The organism is Pseudomonas sp. NPDC096917 (genome assembly GCF_044762555.1).
Taxonomy (GTDB): Bacteria; Pseudomonadota; Gammaproteobacteria; order Pseudomonadales; family Pseudomonadaceae; genus Aquipseudomonas.
The window spans coordinates 113,439-129,559 of the sequence record NZ_JBIWEO010000015.1; the positions used below are offsets into that span (position 1 = coordinate 113,439).

Below are 16,121 nucleotides of genomic sequence, written 5' to 3' on the forward strand. Positions count from 1 at the left end.
CGGGGAGACCGATTTCAGCCATTCCCAAGGGTGGCAGTGGCCAAACCGGGAAAGTCTGTAATCAGGCTGTCGACGCCGAAATCAGCGAGCCTGCGCATGAGCGCAGGTTCGTTGACTGTCCATACCGACACATGCAAACCCTGGCGCTGGGCTTTTTTCAGGCGTTCAGGCGTGCAGAGTGTCCAGTTCAACGCCAAAATCTCGCAACCATAGTTCTGGGCGACCTTCAGCGGGTCGAGCCATGCGCTCTCGTCGGCGACCAGTCCGCGTGACAGGTCCGGGGTCAGCTCCTGCGCGGCCTTGAGTACTTCCCGCGAGCTGGAGGTGACGGTGACCTTGTCCATCAGGCCGTGGCGTACAGCCATTTCGCGAATCGCCAGGACGGTAGTGGCGGCGCGTGTGCGCGATGCGCTTTTGACTTCGAGCTGCCAGTGTTCGAAGTCGCACTTTTCAAACAACTCTTCAAGACGCGGGATCGGGCACGGATGCACCCAGCCCGGGCCGCCTTTGCGTGCGTCATAGGTCACCAGATCGGCGGCCATCTGTTCGATGACCTTGCCGCGGCGATCAGTGGTGCGCTTGAGGGTCGGGTCGTGGATCACCATCAGCTCGCCATCTTTGGACAAGTGCAGATCGAGTTCGCAGCGACGAACGCCATGCTTGAGGCATTGCTCAAAGCTGGCGAGGGTGTTTTCAGGTGCTTCGCCTTTGGCGCCGCGATGGCCATAAATCAGGGTCACAATTGCTCCTTTTTGCAGCTTCACTGCGTTTACAGGGGGCCATTGAAGGCTTATTCGGTCGTTGGTTCGTCCAGTTCGCGCGCCAGTCGGCGTGCCTGAGCTTGTTTCTGCAAAATGTAACGGGCCAACAATTGGCGTTGGGTCTCGGTCAGCGATTCAAATTCGGTAACAAATTGGTAGCGATCCTCTTGGGCCTGGCACTCGACGACGCGGGCACGCAGCAGCAAACCAAGGGCTTGCGGCATCAGCACCAGCTTGACGGACAGATGGCTGCCCGGTGGGTAAGCGTTCGGGTAATGAAATTCGATACCGCTTTCAGACAACTTGACCGGCTGCAGTTCACCGATTTTGCCCAGCACCGTTTGCGCAACGATCTGGCTGAGCAGGTCGACGCGTTTGTTCAGGGTTTTCAGGTAGCTGGACAGCGCTCGGTCGCGCTCGCTGATCTGGCGCAACAGGTGCTGGGACTCAAATTCGCTGAGGTGCAATTCACTGAGTAAATTGAACAGCGGCGATGCATCCTGCAACACTTTGCCGCTATCGGCGTCTGGGGCTGACAGCGGGCTTATTTCCAGTGCGATCACGTCATCGATACGGTAGTATTCGCGGCGATTTGCTTCATCTAATGTCGACATGGCGAACCCATGATGGCGGCTGTGGTCAGAGTGTAAAGCTGCTTATCAGGCCCCGCCACAAGGACGCCTTCTTTTCCCCAGAACAAGCCCCGACATGTTCAGACCTCTCTTCGTATTTATTGGCACGCGTTATACCCGTGCAAAGCGCCGCAATCATTTTGTGTCGTTCATTTCGCTGACTTCAATGATCGGACTCGCCCTCGGCGTGGTTGTAATGATTGTCGTGCTCTCGGTCATGAACGGCTTCGATCATGAAATGCGTACCCGCGTGTTAGGCATGGTGCCCCACGCGACCATCGTTGGCGAGCAGCCAATCAGTGACTGGCAAAGCCTGGCAACCAGGGTTAAGCAAAACCCGAAGGTAGAGGCCGTAGCGCCGTTTACTCAGATGCAGGGTTTGCTGACCCACGATGGCAATGTGCAGAAAGTGCTGCTCAATGCCATCGATCCGGTGCAGGAACGCAAGGTTTCGATCATCGACCACTTCATGCTTGAGGGTCAGCTGGATTCGCTGACCCCCGGCAGCTTCGGCATCATTATTGGTGACAAGGCTGCCAAGGCGCTCGGTGTGGGGGTGGGCGACAAACTGACATTCGTTGCGCCGGAAGTTACCGTGACCCCAGCCGGGATGTTCCCTCGCATGAAGCGTTTCACTGTGCAGGGCATCTTCCATGTTGGCGCAGGTGAAATCGACGGCTACCTGGGGTTGACCAACTTGCAGGATCTGGCGCGTTTGCAGCGCTGGAAGCCTGATCAGGTACAAGGCTTGCGCCTCAAGTTTGACGACCTGTTCCAGGCCCCGCGCACCGCGTGGGAAATCGCCCAACAGTTGGGTGATGGTCAGTATTACGCCCGTGACTGGACCCGTACCCACGGCAACCTGTACCAAGCCATCCGCATGGAAAAGGCCATGATTGGCTTATTGTTGTTGCTCATTGTTGCTGTGGCAGCGTTCAACATCATTTCCACGCTGGTCATGGTGGTCAATGACAAGAAAGGTGACATCGCGATCCTGCGAACCCTGGGTGCGACACCCGGCACGATCATGGCCATCTTCATGGTGCAAGGGACCGTCATTGGTGTGGTCGGGACGGCCATTGGTGCGGTGGTCGGGATCTTGGCTGCGCTGAATGTCAGTGCTGCCATCTCGGCCCTTGAAGGCCTGATCGGTCACAAGTTTCTCAACGCGGACGTGTACTTCATCGACTACCTGCCCTCGCAATTGCAGGCCCAGGATGTGTTGATGGTGTGCGGCGCGGCGTTGGTTCTGAGTTTCCTCGCGACCTTGTACCCGGCTTGGCGTGCTGCGCGCACCCAGCCTGCGCAGGCGCTTCGTTATGAGTGAGTTGGGCATGAAAGAACAATCAGTGTTGAGTTGCCGCGACTTGGGCAAGTCCTACGAGGAAGGTCCGGAGTCGGTGGTGGTGTTGTCGGGGCTGCAACTGGAGCTGCATCCGGGTGAGCGCGTGGCGATTGTCGGGACGTCGGGTTCGGGCAAAAGTACGTTGCTTAACCTGTTGGGGGGGCTTGATACCCCGACCACCGGCAGCGTCTGGCTGGCGGGCGAAGAGTTGTCGGCGCTGGGCGAAAAGGCCCGTGGCCTGCTGCGTAACCGTTCGCTGGGCTTCGTTTACCAGTTTCACCACTTGCTGGCGGAGTTCACTGCGCTCGAAAACGTGTGCATGCCGCTGCTGATCGGCAAAACCCCGATCCCTGAGGCACGTGAGCGGGCAACGGCCTTGCTGACCCGCGTTGGCCTGGGCCACCGCCTTGAGCACAAGCCCGCCGAGCTGTCGGGGGGGGAGCGTCAGCGTGTGGCAATTGCCCGTGCACTGGTCAACAACCCTGGGCTGGTCATGCTTGACGAGCCGACCGGCAACCTCGACTCGCATACCGCCCAAGGCATCCAGGACTTGATGCTGGAACTCAGCACCTCGATGCGCACCGCGTTCCTGGTGGTGACTCACGACATGAACCTGGCCCGGCAGATGGATCGCGTACTGCACCTTCAAGAAGGTCGCCTGACCGCGATTTGATCGGCCTAGCCCAGCGCCGGGTGACGGCGCCGGGTCTTTTATTTTTATACGGTGCCCGCGAATGTTCAGACCGTTATCGATTTTTATCGGCACGCGCTATACCCGCGCCAAGCGCCGCAATCGTTTTGTTTCGTTTATCTCCATGACTTCGATGATTGGCCTCGCCCTGGGCGTGCTGGCGATGATCGTGGTGTTGTCGGTGATGAACGGTTTCCAGCGTGAAATGAGTAACCGCATCCTCGGCATGGTGCCGCACGCGACCATCGTGGGCGTCAAGCCGATTGATGATTGGCGCCCGGTGGCCGAAGCCGCGATGAAAAACCCTGAAGTGACGGCCGCCGTGCCGTTTACCGAGATGGACGGCATGTTGTCCTACAAGGGGGCCATGCAGCCGATCCAGATCAGTGGTGTTGACCCGGCATTGGAAGGCCGGGTGTCGATCGTCACCCAGCACATCGTGCAGGGCAAACTTGAAGACCTGAAACCCGGCGAGTTCGGGGTTGTGCTCGGTGACATCACCGCGCGACGTTTTCGCTTGAGCGTGGGCGACAAAATCACCTTGATCGTGCCGGAAGCCAGCACCGCGCCGGGCGGGATTACCCCGCGTTTGCAGCGATTGAACGTGGTGGGCATCTTCAAGGTCGGGGCTGAACTGGATGGTTCGATGGGCCTGGTACATATGGCAGATGCTGCGGCTATCCAGCATTGGCAGCCGAATCAGGTGCAAAGCGTACGCCTGGCGGTCAAAGACCTGTACGCCGCGCCGCAGGTCTCGCAGCAAATCGCGGCGAGTTTGGGGGCGGACTACAAGCCTGACGACTGGACCCACACCCAGGGCAGTTTGTTCAGCGCCATGAAAATGGAAAAAACCATGATTGGCCTGTTGTTGCTGATGATCGTCGCCGTGGCGGCGTTCAACATCATCGCCACCTTGATCATGGTGGTGAACGACAAGGGCGCGGACATCGCGATCTTGCGCACCATCGGCGCGACACCGCGCCAGATCATGGCGATTTTCATGGTGCAGGGCACGGTGATCGGCATTGTCGGCACCTTGATTGGCGGCGTGCTGGGCGTAATTGCGGCGTTGAATGTCAGCGAGCTGGTGGGCTGGATGGAGCGTGTGTCCGGGCAGCACATATTCAGCTCTGATGTGTACTTTGTGAGCAACCTGCCATCAGAGCTGCAAGGCGGCGACGTGGCCTTGATCTGCGGCGCGGGGTTCTTGCTGAGTTTTCTGGCCACGTTGTACCCGGCGTACCGTGCAGCCAAGATCGAACCTGCGCACGCGCTGCGTTATTCCTGACGTCGATTGGCCTATTGCAGGAGCGAGCGTGCTCGCGATCTTTTGATCTTAAGATTGCGATCAAGCTCGTTCCTGCAACGGGTGTGTCAGGTATTGCAGGGCAATTCAATCACAAACCGCGTCACTCCTTCCTGCGACTCGCACCGAATCTGCCCGCCATGGGCGCGAATGATCGATTGGGTGATGGCCAATCCTAATCCCGCATGCTCGCTACTGCCTTCGCTGCGTGCCGGGTCGGCCCGATAAAACCGGTCAAACAAGCGTGGCAGCCACTCGGGAGCAATCCCGGTGCCCGTGTTTTCAATGCTGATGCGCACCCTGGCCGCGGCTTCGCTTATCAGTACTGTTATCGTGCCGCCAGCCGGTGTGTAGCGCAGTGCGTTATCCAGCAGGTTGGAGAGGGCACGACGCAGCATGCTGCGGTCTGCGGCGATGCGGGCATTGCCTTCGCAGGTCAGTGCAATCTGCGAGTCTTCGGCTGACAGCGTGTAAAACTCCAGCAGCGATTCCAGTTCATGGGCCAGGTCCAACGGCTCGCGGCGCGGTGTGAGCAAGCCATGGTCGGCCTTGGCCAGATACAGCATGTCGTTGACCAATTGCGCCATCCATTGCAGCTCTTCGAGGTTGCTGTGCAGCGCCTCTTTGTAGGCTTCGATGTCGCGCGGTCGGGTCAGGGTGACCTGGGTATGGGTAAGGACGTTCGACAGCGGCGTGCGCAGTTCATGCGCGATATCGGCGGAGAACGCCGACAATCGCTGAAACGAGTCGTCCAGCCGTTCCAGCATGGCGTTAAACGCATTGGCCAGTTCCGCGAGTTCGGGTGGCATCTGTGCGTGGGGCAAGCGCGCGTTGAGCGAGTCTGCCGAAACACTTGCGGCAATCGCGCTCATGCGGCGTAAAGGGCGCAAGCCGCTGCGGGCAGCCCACGCACCGAGAATGGCGGTGGCCAGCGCTGAGAGGCCAACCGTCATCCAGATCAGCCGCTGCATGCGTTGCAGGAAATGTTGATGGTGGGTGATGTCGAGCAGCAAGGTCAATTGCGGTGTGTCTGGGCTGTTGGACCGTGGGTTGAGCACGCGGTATTCGGTGCCGTCGATTTGCAAGCTGCCAAGCCCCGGCTGCGTTGGCAGCACTTTTGGCAAGCGCGTCGAACTGTCAAACCACAGGTGTCCGTCCGGCCCGCGAACCCGCACGGCGAGATCGGGCTGATGATTGAGGTCTTGCAGCAGGGTGGGCAGGCGTTGAGTGAAGGTATCCAGGGTGTCGGCGCCGTGCAGCGTGCTGCGCAAGACCGCGAGCCGGCTTTCCATCAGTTGTTGGTCGAGTTCCACGAAGTGCACTTCGCTGGCCCGTCCGAACAACACCCCGGCAAACAGCGAAACAACCGCGGTGCAGCCCGCAAACAGCAGTGCCAGGCGGGTGCTCAATGACAGGCGGCGCATCAGTGGTCGCGCTCTTCGAGCACATAGCCCATGCCACGCACGGTGTGAATCAGCTTGTGCGCGTGGTTGTCATCAATTTTCAGGCGCAGGCGGCGAATCGCTACTTCGATCACGTTGGTGTCACTGTCAAAATTCATGTCCCACACTTGCGAGGCAATCAAGGACTTGGGCAGCACTTCGCCCTGGCGGCGCAGCAGCAATTCCAGCAGGGCGAATTCTTTGGCGGTGAGGTCGATGCGTTGGCCATTGCGTTCGACGCGGCGGCGAAGCAGGTCCAGGCGCAAGTCGGCCAATTGCAGGCTGGTTTCTTGTGGGGTGCTGCTGCCACGGCGCAACAGGCTGCGCACCCGTGCGAGCAGCTCTGAAAAGGCGAACGGTTTGACCAGATAATCATCGGCCCCCAGCTCTAGGCCATGCACGCGGTCTTCGACGGCATCGCGCGCGGTTAAAAACAGTACAGGTAAGTCCAGCCCCGCGCTGCGCACCGCTTGCAGGATTTGCCAGCCATCGCGGCCCGGCAGCATCACGTCAAGTATCAACAGCGAGTAATCGCCAGTCAGTGCCAGGTGCTGCCCGGTAACGCCGTCGGCGGCCAGTTCAGTGGTAAAGCCGGCTTCGCTCAAGCCTTGGCGCAGGTACTGGCCGGTCTTGGCCTGGTCTTCGACAATCAGCAGCTTCATGGAGGGCTCATCACAAAAATAACCTCAGCCTTATACATTGGAGGGGTATGTGTCGGGTCAAGCTGACAAAGTTGTAATCTTGCAGTCAGTTGAATGCCAGTCGCGGGGCTTTAAGTTAGTTGAAAGAATGACTTTAAGTTTCTGGAGGTAAGTATGACGGTCCGTAAGCGTTTGTCTCTCGCAGGTTGTTTGCTGGTGCTGAGCTTGCCGGTCATGGCTTCGCCGGGGGAGCATTTTGATTTTGGTCAGCCAGCGCCGGCGGCCAGCGCCACGCGCACGGTTGAGGTTGTTATGACCGATATTGCGTTCACTCCCAAATCGCTGGACGTGAAAGCGGGCGAAACCGTGCGTTTTGTGCTGGTGAACAAAGGTCAACTGCTGCACGAGTTCAATCTGGGCAATGCCGCCTTGCACGCCGCGCATCAAAAAGAAATGCTGGAGATGCAGCAGAGCGGGATGTTGACACCGACCGGCATGAATCACGCGGGCATGGACCATTCGGCGATGGGGCACGGCGCCATGGATATGCCGGGTATGAAGCACGACGACCCTAACAGTGTGCTGGTTGAGCCGGGGAAAACCGCTGAGCTGACCTGGACCTTTACCAAGACCGACAGCCTGGAGTTTGCCTGCAATGTGCCGGGGCATTACCAGGCCGGCATGGTGGGGCAGCTGAAAGTTGTGCCTTAAATCGGCCTGATCGTCTGCGGGGCCTGAAAGCCTGTAGAATTGCCGGGTTTTTATAGCCAGGTTTTTGTCATGCATCCCGCAGCCGAACATTCGCCGCTGGGCAAGTCCAGTGAATACATCAGCACCTACACCCCATCCTTGCTGTTCCCGATCCCGCGTGCAGCGAAATGGGCAGAGCTTGGACTGAGCGCCGAAACGCTGCCTTACGTCGGGGTCGACTTCTGGAATTGCTTCGAACTTTCGTGGTTGTTGCCATCAGGCAAGCCGGTGGTCGCCATTGGCGAGTTCTGCTTTGCTGCCGATTCGCCGAATATCGTTGAGTCCAAGTCCTTCAAGCTGTACCTGAATTCGCTCAACCAGACCGTTTTTGCTGACAAGCAAAGCCTGGAAGCGACGTTGCAGTCCGACTTGTCAGCTGCCTCCGGTAAGCCTGTGAGCGTTCGCGTGCGCAGCTTGAACGAAGTTCAGGCAGATGGCGTGGGTGTTTTGCCAGGTGTGTGCATTGATGATCTGGATATTACCGTCAGCGATTACGAGCAGCCGCGTCCGGAACTGTTGACGTGTGATGACTCGCGCGTCGTTGAAGAGAGCCTGCACAGCCATTTGCTCAAGTCCAACTGCCCGGTCACCAGCCAACCTGACTGGGGCACGGTTGTGGTCGAGTACCGTGGTGCGGCGCTGGATCACGCCAGTTTGCTGGCGTATCTGGTGAGCTTTCGCCAGCATTCAGACTTTCATGAACAATGTGTCGAACGGATTTTTCTCGATCTGCAACGCTTGCTCAAACCCGAGAAATTGACCGTGTATGCGCGCTACGTGCGCCGTGGTGGGCTGGATATCAATCCGTACCGCAGTACAGAAGCGGTTGAAATCCAGAACGTGCGGTTGGTGCGTCAGTAAAACTGCAGGAGCGAGCTTGCTTCGCGATCTTTTGATCTTTTAAAAGATCGCGAGGCGAACTCGCACCTACAGAAGTATCAGGCGTTATTCAGCTTTTGGGCCTGTTCCAGCACCGCCTCAACATGCCCCGGCACTTTCACGCCGCGCCATTCGTGACGCAGCACGCCGTCCTTGTCGATCAGGAAGGTGCTGCGATCTACGCCCAGGTATTCCTTGCCGTAGAGCTTTTTCAGCTTGATCACGTCAAACAGCTGGCACAGGGCTTCGTCCTTGTCGCTTAGCAACTCAAACGCAAATCCCTGCTTGGCCTTGAAGTTCTCATGGGATTTAAGGCTGTCGCGTGACACGCCAAACACTTCGGTATTGGCCGCCTGAAATTCGGCGTAATGGTCACGAAAGCCCTGGCCTTCGGTGGTGCATCCCGGGGTGTTGTCCTTGGGATAGAAATAAATCACCACTTGCTTGCCTTTGAGCCCCGACAAACTGACGGTTTGCTCGCCAGTGGCCGGGATTTGGAAGTCGCTTACGGGTTGGTCAATTGCAACGGCCATGAGTGGGGCTTCCTTACATCGGGTTCTGTGGGCGCCAGGGTTCGATCAGCGCGTCGAGGTTTAAGGCGTCGGCGAAATCCAGGAACTGATCGCGCAGCCAGCTGATTTGCACGCCAGCGGGCAGGGTGACGGTGAACGTAGCGTTGAGCATCGTGCCGCCGGTTTGCGGTGCCTGATACGTATCGCAAGTCAGGTTTTCGAGTTCAACGTTGTGGTCCATGAAGAACTGGCACAGCTCGTTGATGATGTCCGAGCGGTAGGCCGAACTCACATAAGCCACGTAGGGCAGTGCCTGCGGGCGGGTTTCGAGGGCGGCGCTGCGCACCACATTAACGCTAAAGGCGTGCTTTTTGGCGAGGGAGGGCAGGCCGGCTTCGAGGCGGGCCAGGGCGTCCCAGCTGCCGGTGATTTCCAGGACCAGCGCGCTGCATTCGCCGTGGCGAGTCAGACGAGAGGTCACAACAGCGCAGCGATTTTCATGGCTGGCGCGGCACAGGACGTTAGTCAGCTCCATTGGGTTGGCGCCAAGGGCACTGATGACAAGGAATTGTTCGCGGACTGTGGGGGTGGACATGCAGCCTTCCTAAAACGATGAGCGGTCAGTACGTGTGATGGAGTGCGGGGCGTAAACAGGCGTCTGGCAAGCAGCATAGGCCCGTCAGCCCTGCGCCACAGGCGTTTTGCAAAAAAGACAAAACGCGTTCGGCGGTGTCGGGGCAGGGCATGAAATGCTGACATTAAGGCCTGTAAAACAGACGTTCGCACACATCAGTACCAATCAAAGGATGAAGGGTAGCGAAAAGCAGCGCGAAGGGGAATGCTCAAGAGGCGCGCTGTTGCTTGTGCAAGGGTCATGGCGCCAGTACCATTACGGCTCTCTTTTTCCGGCAGGAGCGGTTGCATGATTGCGGGCAGTATGGTGGCACTGGTCACACCTATGGATGCACAAGGTCGTCTTGATTGGGACGCTCTGAGCAAACTGGTGGACTTTCACCTGCAAGAGGGCACCAACGCCATTGTTGCCGTTGGCACTACAGGTGAATCAGCAACTCTGGATGTGAACGAACACATCGAAGTGATTCGTCACGTTGTCAAACAGGTGGCGGGGCGTATTCCGGTGATTGCCGGTACAGGCGCCAACTCGACGCGTGAAGCGATCGAACTGACCAAAAATGCGAAGGACGCTGGCGCAGATGCTTGCCTGCTGGTCACGCCTTATTACAACAAGCCGACCCAGGAAGGCTTGTATCAGCACTTCAAGGCCATCGCTGAAGCGGTCGACATCCCACAGATCCTCTACAACGTGCCGGGCCGTACGGCCTGCGACATGCTGCCTGAGACGGTTGTGCGTCTGTCGACCGTGAAAAACATCATCGGCATCAAGGAAGCCACTGGCGACCTGACCCGTGTACCGGCCATTCTGGCCGGCGTGAGCAGCGACTTTTTGGTGTATTCCGGCGATGACGCCACTGCGGTTGAGCTGATCCTGCTCGGCGGCAAGGGCAACATCTCGGTGACCGCTAACGTTGCCCCGCGTGACATGAGCGACCTGTGTGCTGCCGCGATGCGTGGCGATGCTGCGACTGCTCGGGCCATTCATGAAAAGCTGATGCCGCTCAATAAAACCCTGTTTATCGAATCCAACCCAATCCCCGTGAAATGGGCGCTGCATGAGATGGGCTTGATGCCGGACGGTATCCGTCTGCCGCTCACCTGGCTCAGCGAAGCCTGTCACGAACCGCTGCGGCAGGCCATGCGCCAGTCCGGCGTCCTGGTTTAATTGAGGAAGCATTACGCATGAAGCGATTGGCCGGACTTTCGGCACTAGCCGTGATTATTTCGAGCACCAGCGGCTGCGGTTGGCTGTGGGGTCCTGATGGGTATTTTCGGGACCGTGGCAGCGACTATCTAGAGGCGCAACAAACCGCGCCGATGAAGTTGCCGGAAGGTGTGCAGACTGACAAACGCCTTGTGCCGCTGCTGCCTATTCCAAGCAACGTGGCTGATGACACCGCCAAGGGCGAGTTTGTTGTGCCACGCCCGCAGCCATTGGCAGCGATTGCCAGTGCCAGCGACTACACCCTGCAAAAAACCGGCGACAGCCGTTGGGTGATGGCGCAGCACGTACCGTCTGAAGTCTGGCCGGTGGCGATGCAATTCTTCCAGGACAACGGCTTTCGCATTGACGAGCAGCGTCCGCAGACCGGCGAGTTCACCACTGCCTGGCAGCGCGCTGACGAACTGTCGGCGCCGATGGCCCGTCACGTAGCGAGCAGCGGACTGGCGCCAGACAGCGAAACGCGCCTGCGCGTTCGCATTGAGCCGGGCGTACAGCGCAACACCAGTGAAATCTACGTGGTGAGTGCCAACCGCCCAGCCGGTAGCACGGCCAATGTCGATTTCACCCAGAGCTCGGTCAACACGGGTCTGGATGCTGGTCTGGTCGACGAAATGCTCATCAGCATGAGCCGCAGCGCCGAGAAGGGCGGTTCGGTGTCGTTGCTGGCAGCCCGTGACTTCGATACCCCGGCACGTGTCAGCCTGAACGAAGACGGCAGCGGTAACCCGGTATTGAGCCTGACCGAAGACCTCGACCGTGCCTGGTCCAGCGTCGGTCGTGCGCTTGAGCAAGGCGAATGGCGGGTTGAAGACATCAACCGTACCTTGGGTCTGTACTACATCAACCTGGCGGAAAAAGCCGAGAAGAAGGACGAGAAACCAGGTTTCTTGTCCAGCCTCTTTGGTGGCAAACCGGACAAGCAAGAAGTTGAAGCCCGGGCCCAGCGCTATCAGGTTCGCCTGAGCAAGGTCGGTGACAGCGTGCAAGTGACTGTCGAAGAAAACATCAATAAAGTTGCACCGCCAGAAGTGGCGCGCAAAGTGTTGGGCGTGATTCAAGACAACCTGGGCTAACTTTATGCGTTTTGCCGTTCTCGGCAGTGGTAGCCAAGGGAATGGCACGCTGGTAAGCAGCGACAGCACCTATGTATTGGTCGATTGCGGTTTCTCGTTGCGAGAAACCGAGCGCCGCCTGGTTCGGTTAGGCGTAAGCCCGCACCAACTGAGCGCGATTCTGGTAACCCACGAACATGCCGATCACGTGCATGGCGTGGGTTTGCTGTCTCGGCGCTACAATTTGCCGGTGTATATGAGCCGTGGCACGCAGCGCGGGATGCGCAAACCACTGGAGCCGGCCGGTTTCGTGGCAGACGGTGAGACGTTGCAGATCGGCGCCTTGAGTATCAGCGTGACCCGTGTTGCGCATGATGCCCAAGAACCCACCCAGTATGTGTTCAGCGATGGACAGCGGCGCTTTGGCTTGCTGACCGACCTGGGCTCCTATTGCGCGGGAGTACTGCACAGCTATCGCGACCTCGATGCACTGATGATCGAGGCTAACCACTGCCGCGATCTGTTGGCTCGTGGTCACTACCCCTACTTTCTCAAGCAGCGAGTCGGTGGTCAGGAAGGACATTTGAACAACCACCAGGCCGCAAACCTGGTGGCCGAGTTGGGCTGGAAAGACCTGCAACACCTGGTGCTGGCCCACCTCAGTAGCAAGAACAACCTGCCGCAGCTGGCCCGGCAATGTTTTGTCGACACCCTTGGGTGCGACCCGGACTGGCTGCAACTGGCGGATCAAGATTCAGGGCTCGACTGGCGCACAATCGCCTAGCCCACCTACTTAGCATGCGGAGCCCATCATGGAAAAACGTGAAGAACTCTATCGCGGTAAAGCGAAATCGGTTTACAAGACCGACGACGAAAACCGCTTGATCCTGTTGTTTCGCAACGACACCTCAGCGTTTGATGGCAAGCGCATCGAGCAGCTCGATCGCAAAGGCATGGTGAACAACAAGTTCAATGCCTTCATCATGCAGAAACTCGAAGCAGCCGGCGTGCCGACTCAATTCGACAAACTGCTGGGCGACAACGAATGCCTGGTTAAAAAACTCGACATGATCCCGGTTGAATGCGTCGTGCGTAACTACGCCGCAGGCAGCCTGGTCAAGCGTCTGGGTGTTGAAGAGGGCATGAAGCTCAACCCTTACACCTTCGAACTGTTCCTGAAAGACGACGCCAAGGGCGACCCGTTCATCAACGAATCCCACGTTGTGGCGTTCGGCTGGGGCACGGCCGAGCAACTGGTCCGCATGAAAGAACTGTCGCTCAAGGTCAATGACGTCTTGAACAAACTGTTCGACGACGCGGGCTTGCTGCTGGTCGACTTCAAACTTGAGTTCGGCGTATTCCACGACGGCAGCATCGTCTTGGGCGACGAATTCAGCCCGGATGGCTGCCGCCTGTGGGACAAAGCCACCGGCAAGAAAATGGACAAAGACCGCTTCCGCCAGGGTCTGGGCGACGTTATCGAAGCCTACGAAGAAGTTGCAAACCGCCTCGGCGTCCCGCTTTAAGCGACAAACGCGCGCAAGCAACTGATAGCACGCGACTTTTTTGAAAAAAGGCTTTGCCTGAATCAGAAAGCGTTGTTATGATGCGCGCCGTTGGAGAGATGCCAGAGTGGCCGAATGGGACGGATTCGAAATCCGTTGTACTGGCGACAGTACCTAGGGTTCGAATCCCTATCTCTCCGCCATATTGAAAAAAGCCTTATAAATCAATGATTTACGAGGTTGTAAAAATGGTGATTTGTAGCAAGGTTTTGTAGCAAAACCTGACCTGCAGATCGCCATTTTTTTCGTCTGTCGTTTGCCCTTCCTATGGCTCTTCCTGAGCGTCTTTGGCCTTTGGGGCTACCTTTGCTTATCCGCTAATGTTCTGGTGCCTCTGGTGGGTTCCTGAGCCTTCCCCGGCTTGGTTTTTGATCGAGGTCGCCAAAGGTGCGAGGACTTGTACCCGTGCCGTTGGTGGCCGGATTACGAAACGAAAACCGGTCGCAGGCAGTTGTCGAGGGTGTGTGATAAATAAGGTTCGGGGATATATCTTTGAACCTATGGCTGTTTAATTTAAGTGGAACGAAATGGGGCGATTCCTACTCTATGGGAGTAGGGTATATGTCCGTGAAGCGTAGTATTAGCTTTGAGGATATAAGTGTGTAAAGTCACGCTTTACATGTTTTGAGTTTTATTGTGGTCGCATTTCTTCGATTATGCGTTTTTTATATTCGTCTGCTTCAATGTCTATTTTTATTTTCGCCTCTTTCCACTGTTCATTATAGTAATCTTGCCATCGTTTTACTAATGAATGGACAATCATATCAAGGTTTTGTTGTTTTACGCTGTTCCCGCTTCTTGCAAACTCCTTAATTAGAACATCGTTGGATATTGATTTGCAGCCTGAAAACGCTGCTATTAGCTTTTTGGCAAGGGTTGAGGTCATTCGTATCTCAAGCTCATCCATTTCTATTATTTTTACGAACATAATTAAAAAATTTTGACGCTCACGTCTTTTAAAACCACCAACCATGCCGCCAATTTTTCCTGCATATTCCATCTTGTTCATATTTAGAACTCCTATGTTATTACAATACAATTACCATAGGTTTTTGATATGTCAATGCTTCGGGGATATATCTCCTAACTTATAACATTACTTCGGGGATATACGTTGTAGGAAATTGGATATTCTAATTTTTTCAATTTTTAACGTGATCGACACCCTACTTCTTTTTGTGAAATTCATTTGAGAGCGATTTTTGAGTTTTTGCAGTGTCATTTTTTTATCTGCTTCGTGGCAAAAGTCCACTAAGTGATTTAAGTAGGGTTGAACCTTATTTGATGATTAAGGTTGGATGTTATATTTATTTTCATTTTGCTATTGACAAGATATTTTGCTGTAAGTAAGCCATAATTCAATGGTTGGAAAAATTAAATATCTAAAAAATTCGATAAAAACGTTAAATTTTCACGGCGGTTTTTTCGAGAAAATAATTTTTGGAATAAGTCGATTTTTGGTTACTGCCCCAAATCGCTTTTGGGATATTTAGGCTCATCAGCCCAGTGAGTGATATTCACCCATTTTGATGAGTTTTGAAAGGTATGAAATTTTCATCAGGAGAGAAATTTGATATGTATGTATACATACATATAGGTTGGGGGATATATCTCCGAAACTAAGGAAGTATTGGGTTGAGTGGTTAACGCTGTCGGATGCTATTATCTGATATAGGCTTTTTATACTAACCATAATGCTGTGAGGTGTAACGCATTTGGCTATTTTAGGCGTGTAGTGGTGTGGCTTGGTGTCGTTGTATCAGCGGAGTGGAAGAAGGCCGATTTTGACCAATTCCGTGCGTTATATCACTATCGGTGGTGCGGTGTATGTATATGTGGGGGATGCGGGGAGGAAAGGGAGGGGGTGGCGGGAAAGGAAGAAGAAACACCCTCACCGGGTGCTATTATCTGATATAGGCTATTTAGACAGATTATAATGTTACGGAGTCACTCTCCAGTTGTATGCTGTCGCTCTGCTTACATTTAACTCCTTCATGACTTGCTGAATAGACGCCCCGGCTTCAAGCAAGATAATGCCTCGTTCTCTCTTGGTTTTACCTTTTGCTTTTCCGCCTTTCTTGCCTCGGATTGCTTGAATTTTGCTTGTGTGGGTTCTGGCGACATAATCGTCAAAGGTTCCACGGTTAAAGTTTCTATGCGTCCACTTGGCTACGCTCTTGGCGGTGTGTTTAACCTCGGATATGTCCAAGGGTGTGGAGAAATTGACGTTGTAGCCTGTGGCACGGTCTAGGCAAGCGTTTAGCCATTGGTTGTAGTCGGGCCAGCCTTGGCGGATGGCTTTGTATGCCCATGCCCTTAACTCATCGAAAAGCATACAATTGCGACCCAAGCCGTAATCCTCTACGGGCTTCTGTTTGGCCTTTTCAGGCGTTAAATCAACGTAGTCAGCCAAATAGTCCAAGGTGTATGGATCGGCCTGCCATTGGGTCACTATCCAGTGGGGATTTATGGGGTTCTTACAGATCAGGCCGCTGTAGCCTCTGTCTGCTCCAAGGCGACTACGCAAGCCAGCCTCAACGGCTGCAGCGTAGCGTAAAGGGGCGGTTTTGCCGTCCATAGCGGTTCGGACGTAACCGCTCCATGAACCCCACATTCAAAGCCGCCGCGTGATCCCGGATGCTGTGCTCCCGATTTCTTTCTGGAGCCCATCCGCCATGATGCGT

17 protein-coding genes and 1 tRNA gene are annotated in these 16,121 nt (G+C 55.8%); 10 read left to right on the forward strand and 8 right to left on the reverse strand.

Annotated elements, in window-relative coordinates:
• Positions 1 to 14: 14 nt before the first annotated feature.
• The gene (locus ACIQYF_RS18085) at positions 15 to 740 is read right to left on the reverse strand and encodes a glycerophosphodiester phosphodiesterase (RefSeq protein ID WP_402864560.1); all 726 of its coding nucleotides are present in this window, start codon (positions 738 to 740) and stop codon (positions 15 to 17) included.
• A gap of 50 nt (positions 741 to 790) precedes the next feature.
• Entirely contained in the window at positions 791 to 1,375 is a 585-nt protein-coding gene (locus ACIQYF_RS18090; protein WP_402864562.1) for a PilZ domain-containing protein, read from the reverse strand.
• A 94-nt stretch (positions 1,376 to 1,469) separates the two neighbouring features.
• Here ACIQYF_RS18090 and ACIQYF_RS18095 point away from each other — a divergent pair, with 94 nt between their 5' ends.
• From ACIQYF_RS18095 to ACIQYF_RS18105, 3 genes are all read left to right on the forward strand, one after another.
• On the forward strand, positions 1,470 to 2,720 hold the full coding sequence (locus ACIQYF_RS18095) for a lipoprotein-releasing ABC transporter permease subunit (RefSeq protein ID WP_402864564.1): 1,251 nt from the start codon (positions 1,470 to 1,472) through the stop codon (positions 2,718 to 2,720).
• Positions 2,721 to 2,727: 7 nt separating this feature from the next.
• Positions 2,728 to 3,411 carry a lipoprotein-releasing ABC transporter ATP-binding protein LolD gene (gene lolD, locus ACIQYF_RS18100; RefSeq protein ID WP_322239184.1) on the forward strand — a complete coding sequence of 228 codons (684 nt, stop codon included), beginning with the start codon at positions 2,728 to 2,730 and terminating at the stop codon, positions 3,409 to 3,411.
• Between the two features lie 61 nt (positions 3,412 to 3,472).
• Positions 3,473 to 4,717, forward strand: a complete 1,245-nt coding sequence (locus tag ACIQYF_RS18105) for a lipoprotein-releasing ABC transporter permease subunit (protein ID WP_402864567.1) — start codon at positions 3,473 to 3,475, stop codon at positions 4,715 to 4,717.
• A gap of 86 nt (positions 4,718 to 4,803) precedes the next feature.
• On the opposite strand, the gene ACIQYF_RS18110 is transcribed toward ACIQYF_RS18105, so the two are convergent.
• Together ACIQYF_RS18110 and ACIQYF_RS18115 are read right to left on the reverse strand one after the other, a co-directional pair.
• A complete protein-coding gene (locus tag ACIQYF_RS18110; protein WP_402864569.1) occupies positions 4,804 to 6,159 on the reverse strand; it encodes a heavy metal sensor histidine kinase in 1,356 nt (451 codons plus the stop codon).
• On the reverse strand, positions 6,159 to 6,839 hold the full coding sequence (locus ACIQYF_RS18115; protein WP_402864571.1) for a heavy metal response regulator transcription factor: 681 nt from the start codon (positions 6,837 to 6,839) through the stop codon (positions 6,159 to 6,161). The genes ACIQYF_RS18110 and ACIQYF_RS18115 overlap by 1 nt, the downstream gene beginning before the upstream one ends.
• A gap of 153 nt (positions 6,840 to 6,992) precedes the next feature.
• Between ACIQYF_RS18115 and ACIQYF_RS18120 the strand changes: the two genes are divergently transcribed.
• Positions 6,993 to 7,529: a plastocyanin/azurin family copper-binding protein gene (locus ACIQYF_RS18120; RefSeq protein ID WP_402864573.1), complete on the forward strand. Its 537-nt coding sequence runs from the start codon at positions 6,993 to 6,995 to the stop codon at positions 7,527 to 7,529.
• 69 nt (positions 7,530 to 7,598) lie between these two features.
• Positions 7,599 to 8,429: an NADPH-dependent 7-cyano-7-deazaguanine reductase QueF gene (gene queF, locus ACIQYF_RS18125; protein ID WP_402864575.1), complete on the forward strand. Its 831-nt coding sequence runs from the start codon at positions 7,599 to 7,601 to the stop codon at positions 8,427 to 8,429.
• Positions 8,430 to 8,506: 77 nt separating this feature from the next.
• On the opposite strand, the gene ACIQYF_RS18130 is transcribed toward queF, so the two are convergent.
• Positions 8,507 to 8,980: a peroxiredoxin gene (locus tag ACIQYF_RS18130; RefSeq protein ID WP_402864577.1), complete on the reverse strand. Its 474-nt coding sequence runs from the start codon at positions 8,978 to 8,980 to the stop codon at positions 8,507 to 8,509.
• Between the two features lie 13 nt (positions 8,981 to 8,993).
• Positions 8,994 to 9,554, reverse strand: a complete 561-nt coding sequence (locus ACIQYF_RS18135) for a glycine cleavage system protein R (protein ID WP_322239197.1) — start codon at positions 9,552 to 9,554, stop codon at positions 8,994 to 8,996.
• A 327-nt stretch (positions 9,555 to 9,881) separates the two neighbouring features.
• On the opposite strand from ACIQYF_RS18135, the gene dapA reads away from it, so the two are divergent.
• From dapA to ACIQYF_RS18160, 5 genes are all read left to right on the forward strand, one after another.
• Positions 9,882 to 10,760, forward strand: coding sequence for a 4-hydroxy-tetrahydrodipicolinate synthase (dapA, locus tag ACIQYF_RS18140; RefSeq protein ID WP_402864580.1), 879 nt, complete (start codon positions 9,882 to 9,884; stop codon positions 10,758 to 10,760).
• Between the two features lie 17 nt (positions 10,761 to 10,777).
• Positions 10,778 to 11,893, forward strand: a complete 1,116-nt coding sequence (gene bamC, locus ACIQYF_RS18145) for an outer membrane protein assembly factor BamC (protein WP_402864582.1) — start codon at positions 10,778 to 10,780, stop codon at positions 11,891 to 11,893.
• Between the two features lie 4 nt (positions 11,894 to 11,897).
• A complete protein-coding gene (locus ACIQYF_RS18150; protein ID WP_322239203.1) occupies positions 11,898 to 12,656 on the forward strand; it encodes an MBL fold metallo-hydrolase in 759 nt (252 codons plus the stop codon).
• A gap of 28 nt (positions 12,657 to 12,684) precedes the next feature.
• Positions 12,685 to 13,398 carry a phosphoribosylaminoimidazolesuccinocarboxamide synthase gene (gene purC, locus ACIQYF_RS18155; RefSeq protein WP_322239205.1) on the forward strand — a complete coding sequence of 238 codons (714 nt, stop codon included), beginning with the start codon at positions 12,685 to 12,687 and terminating at the stop codon, positions 13,396 to 13,398.
• Positions 13,399 to 13,490: 92 nt separating this feature from the next.
• Positions 13,491 to 13,580, forward strand: a tRNA-Ser gene (locus ACIQYF_RS18160).
• A gap of 488 nt (positions 13,581 to 14,068) precedes the next feature.
• On the opposite strand, the gene ACIQYF_RS18165 is transcribed toward ACIQYF_RS18160, so the two are convergent.
• Both ACIQYF_RS18165 and ACIQYF_RS18170 read right to left on the reverse strand, forming a co-directional pair.
• The gene (locus ACIQYF_RS18165; RefSeq protein WP_402864585.1) at positions 14,069 to 14,446 is read right to left on the reverse strand and encodes a hypothetical protein; all 378 of its coding nucleotides are present in this window, start codon (positions 14,444 to 14,446) and stop codon (positions 14,069 to 14,071) included.
• 930 nt (positions 14,447 to 15,376) lie between these two features.
• Positions 15,377 to 16,015 (reverse strand): replication initiation protein, encoded by a 639-nt coding sequence (locus ACIQYF_RS18170; RefSeq protein ID WP_402864587.1) that lies wholly within the window; start codon positions 16,013 to 16,015, stop codon positions 15,377 to 15,379.
• Between the last annotated feature and the right edge of the window lie 106 nt (positions 16,016 to 16,121).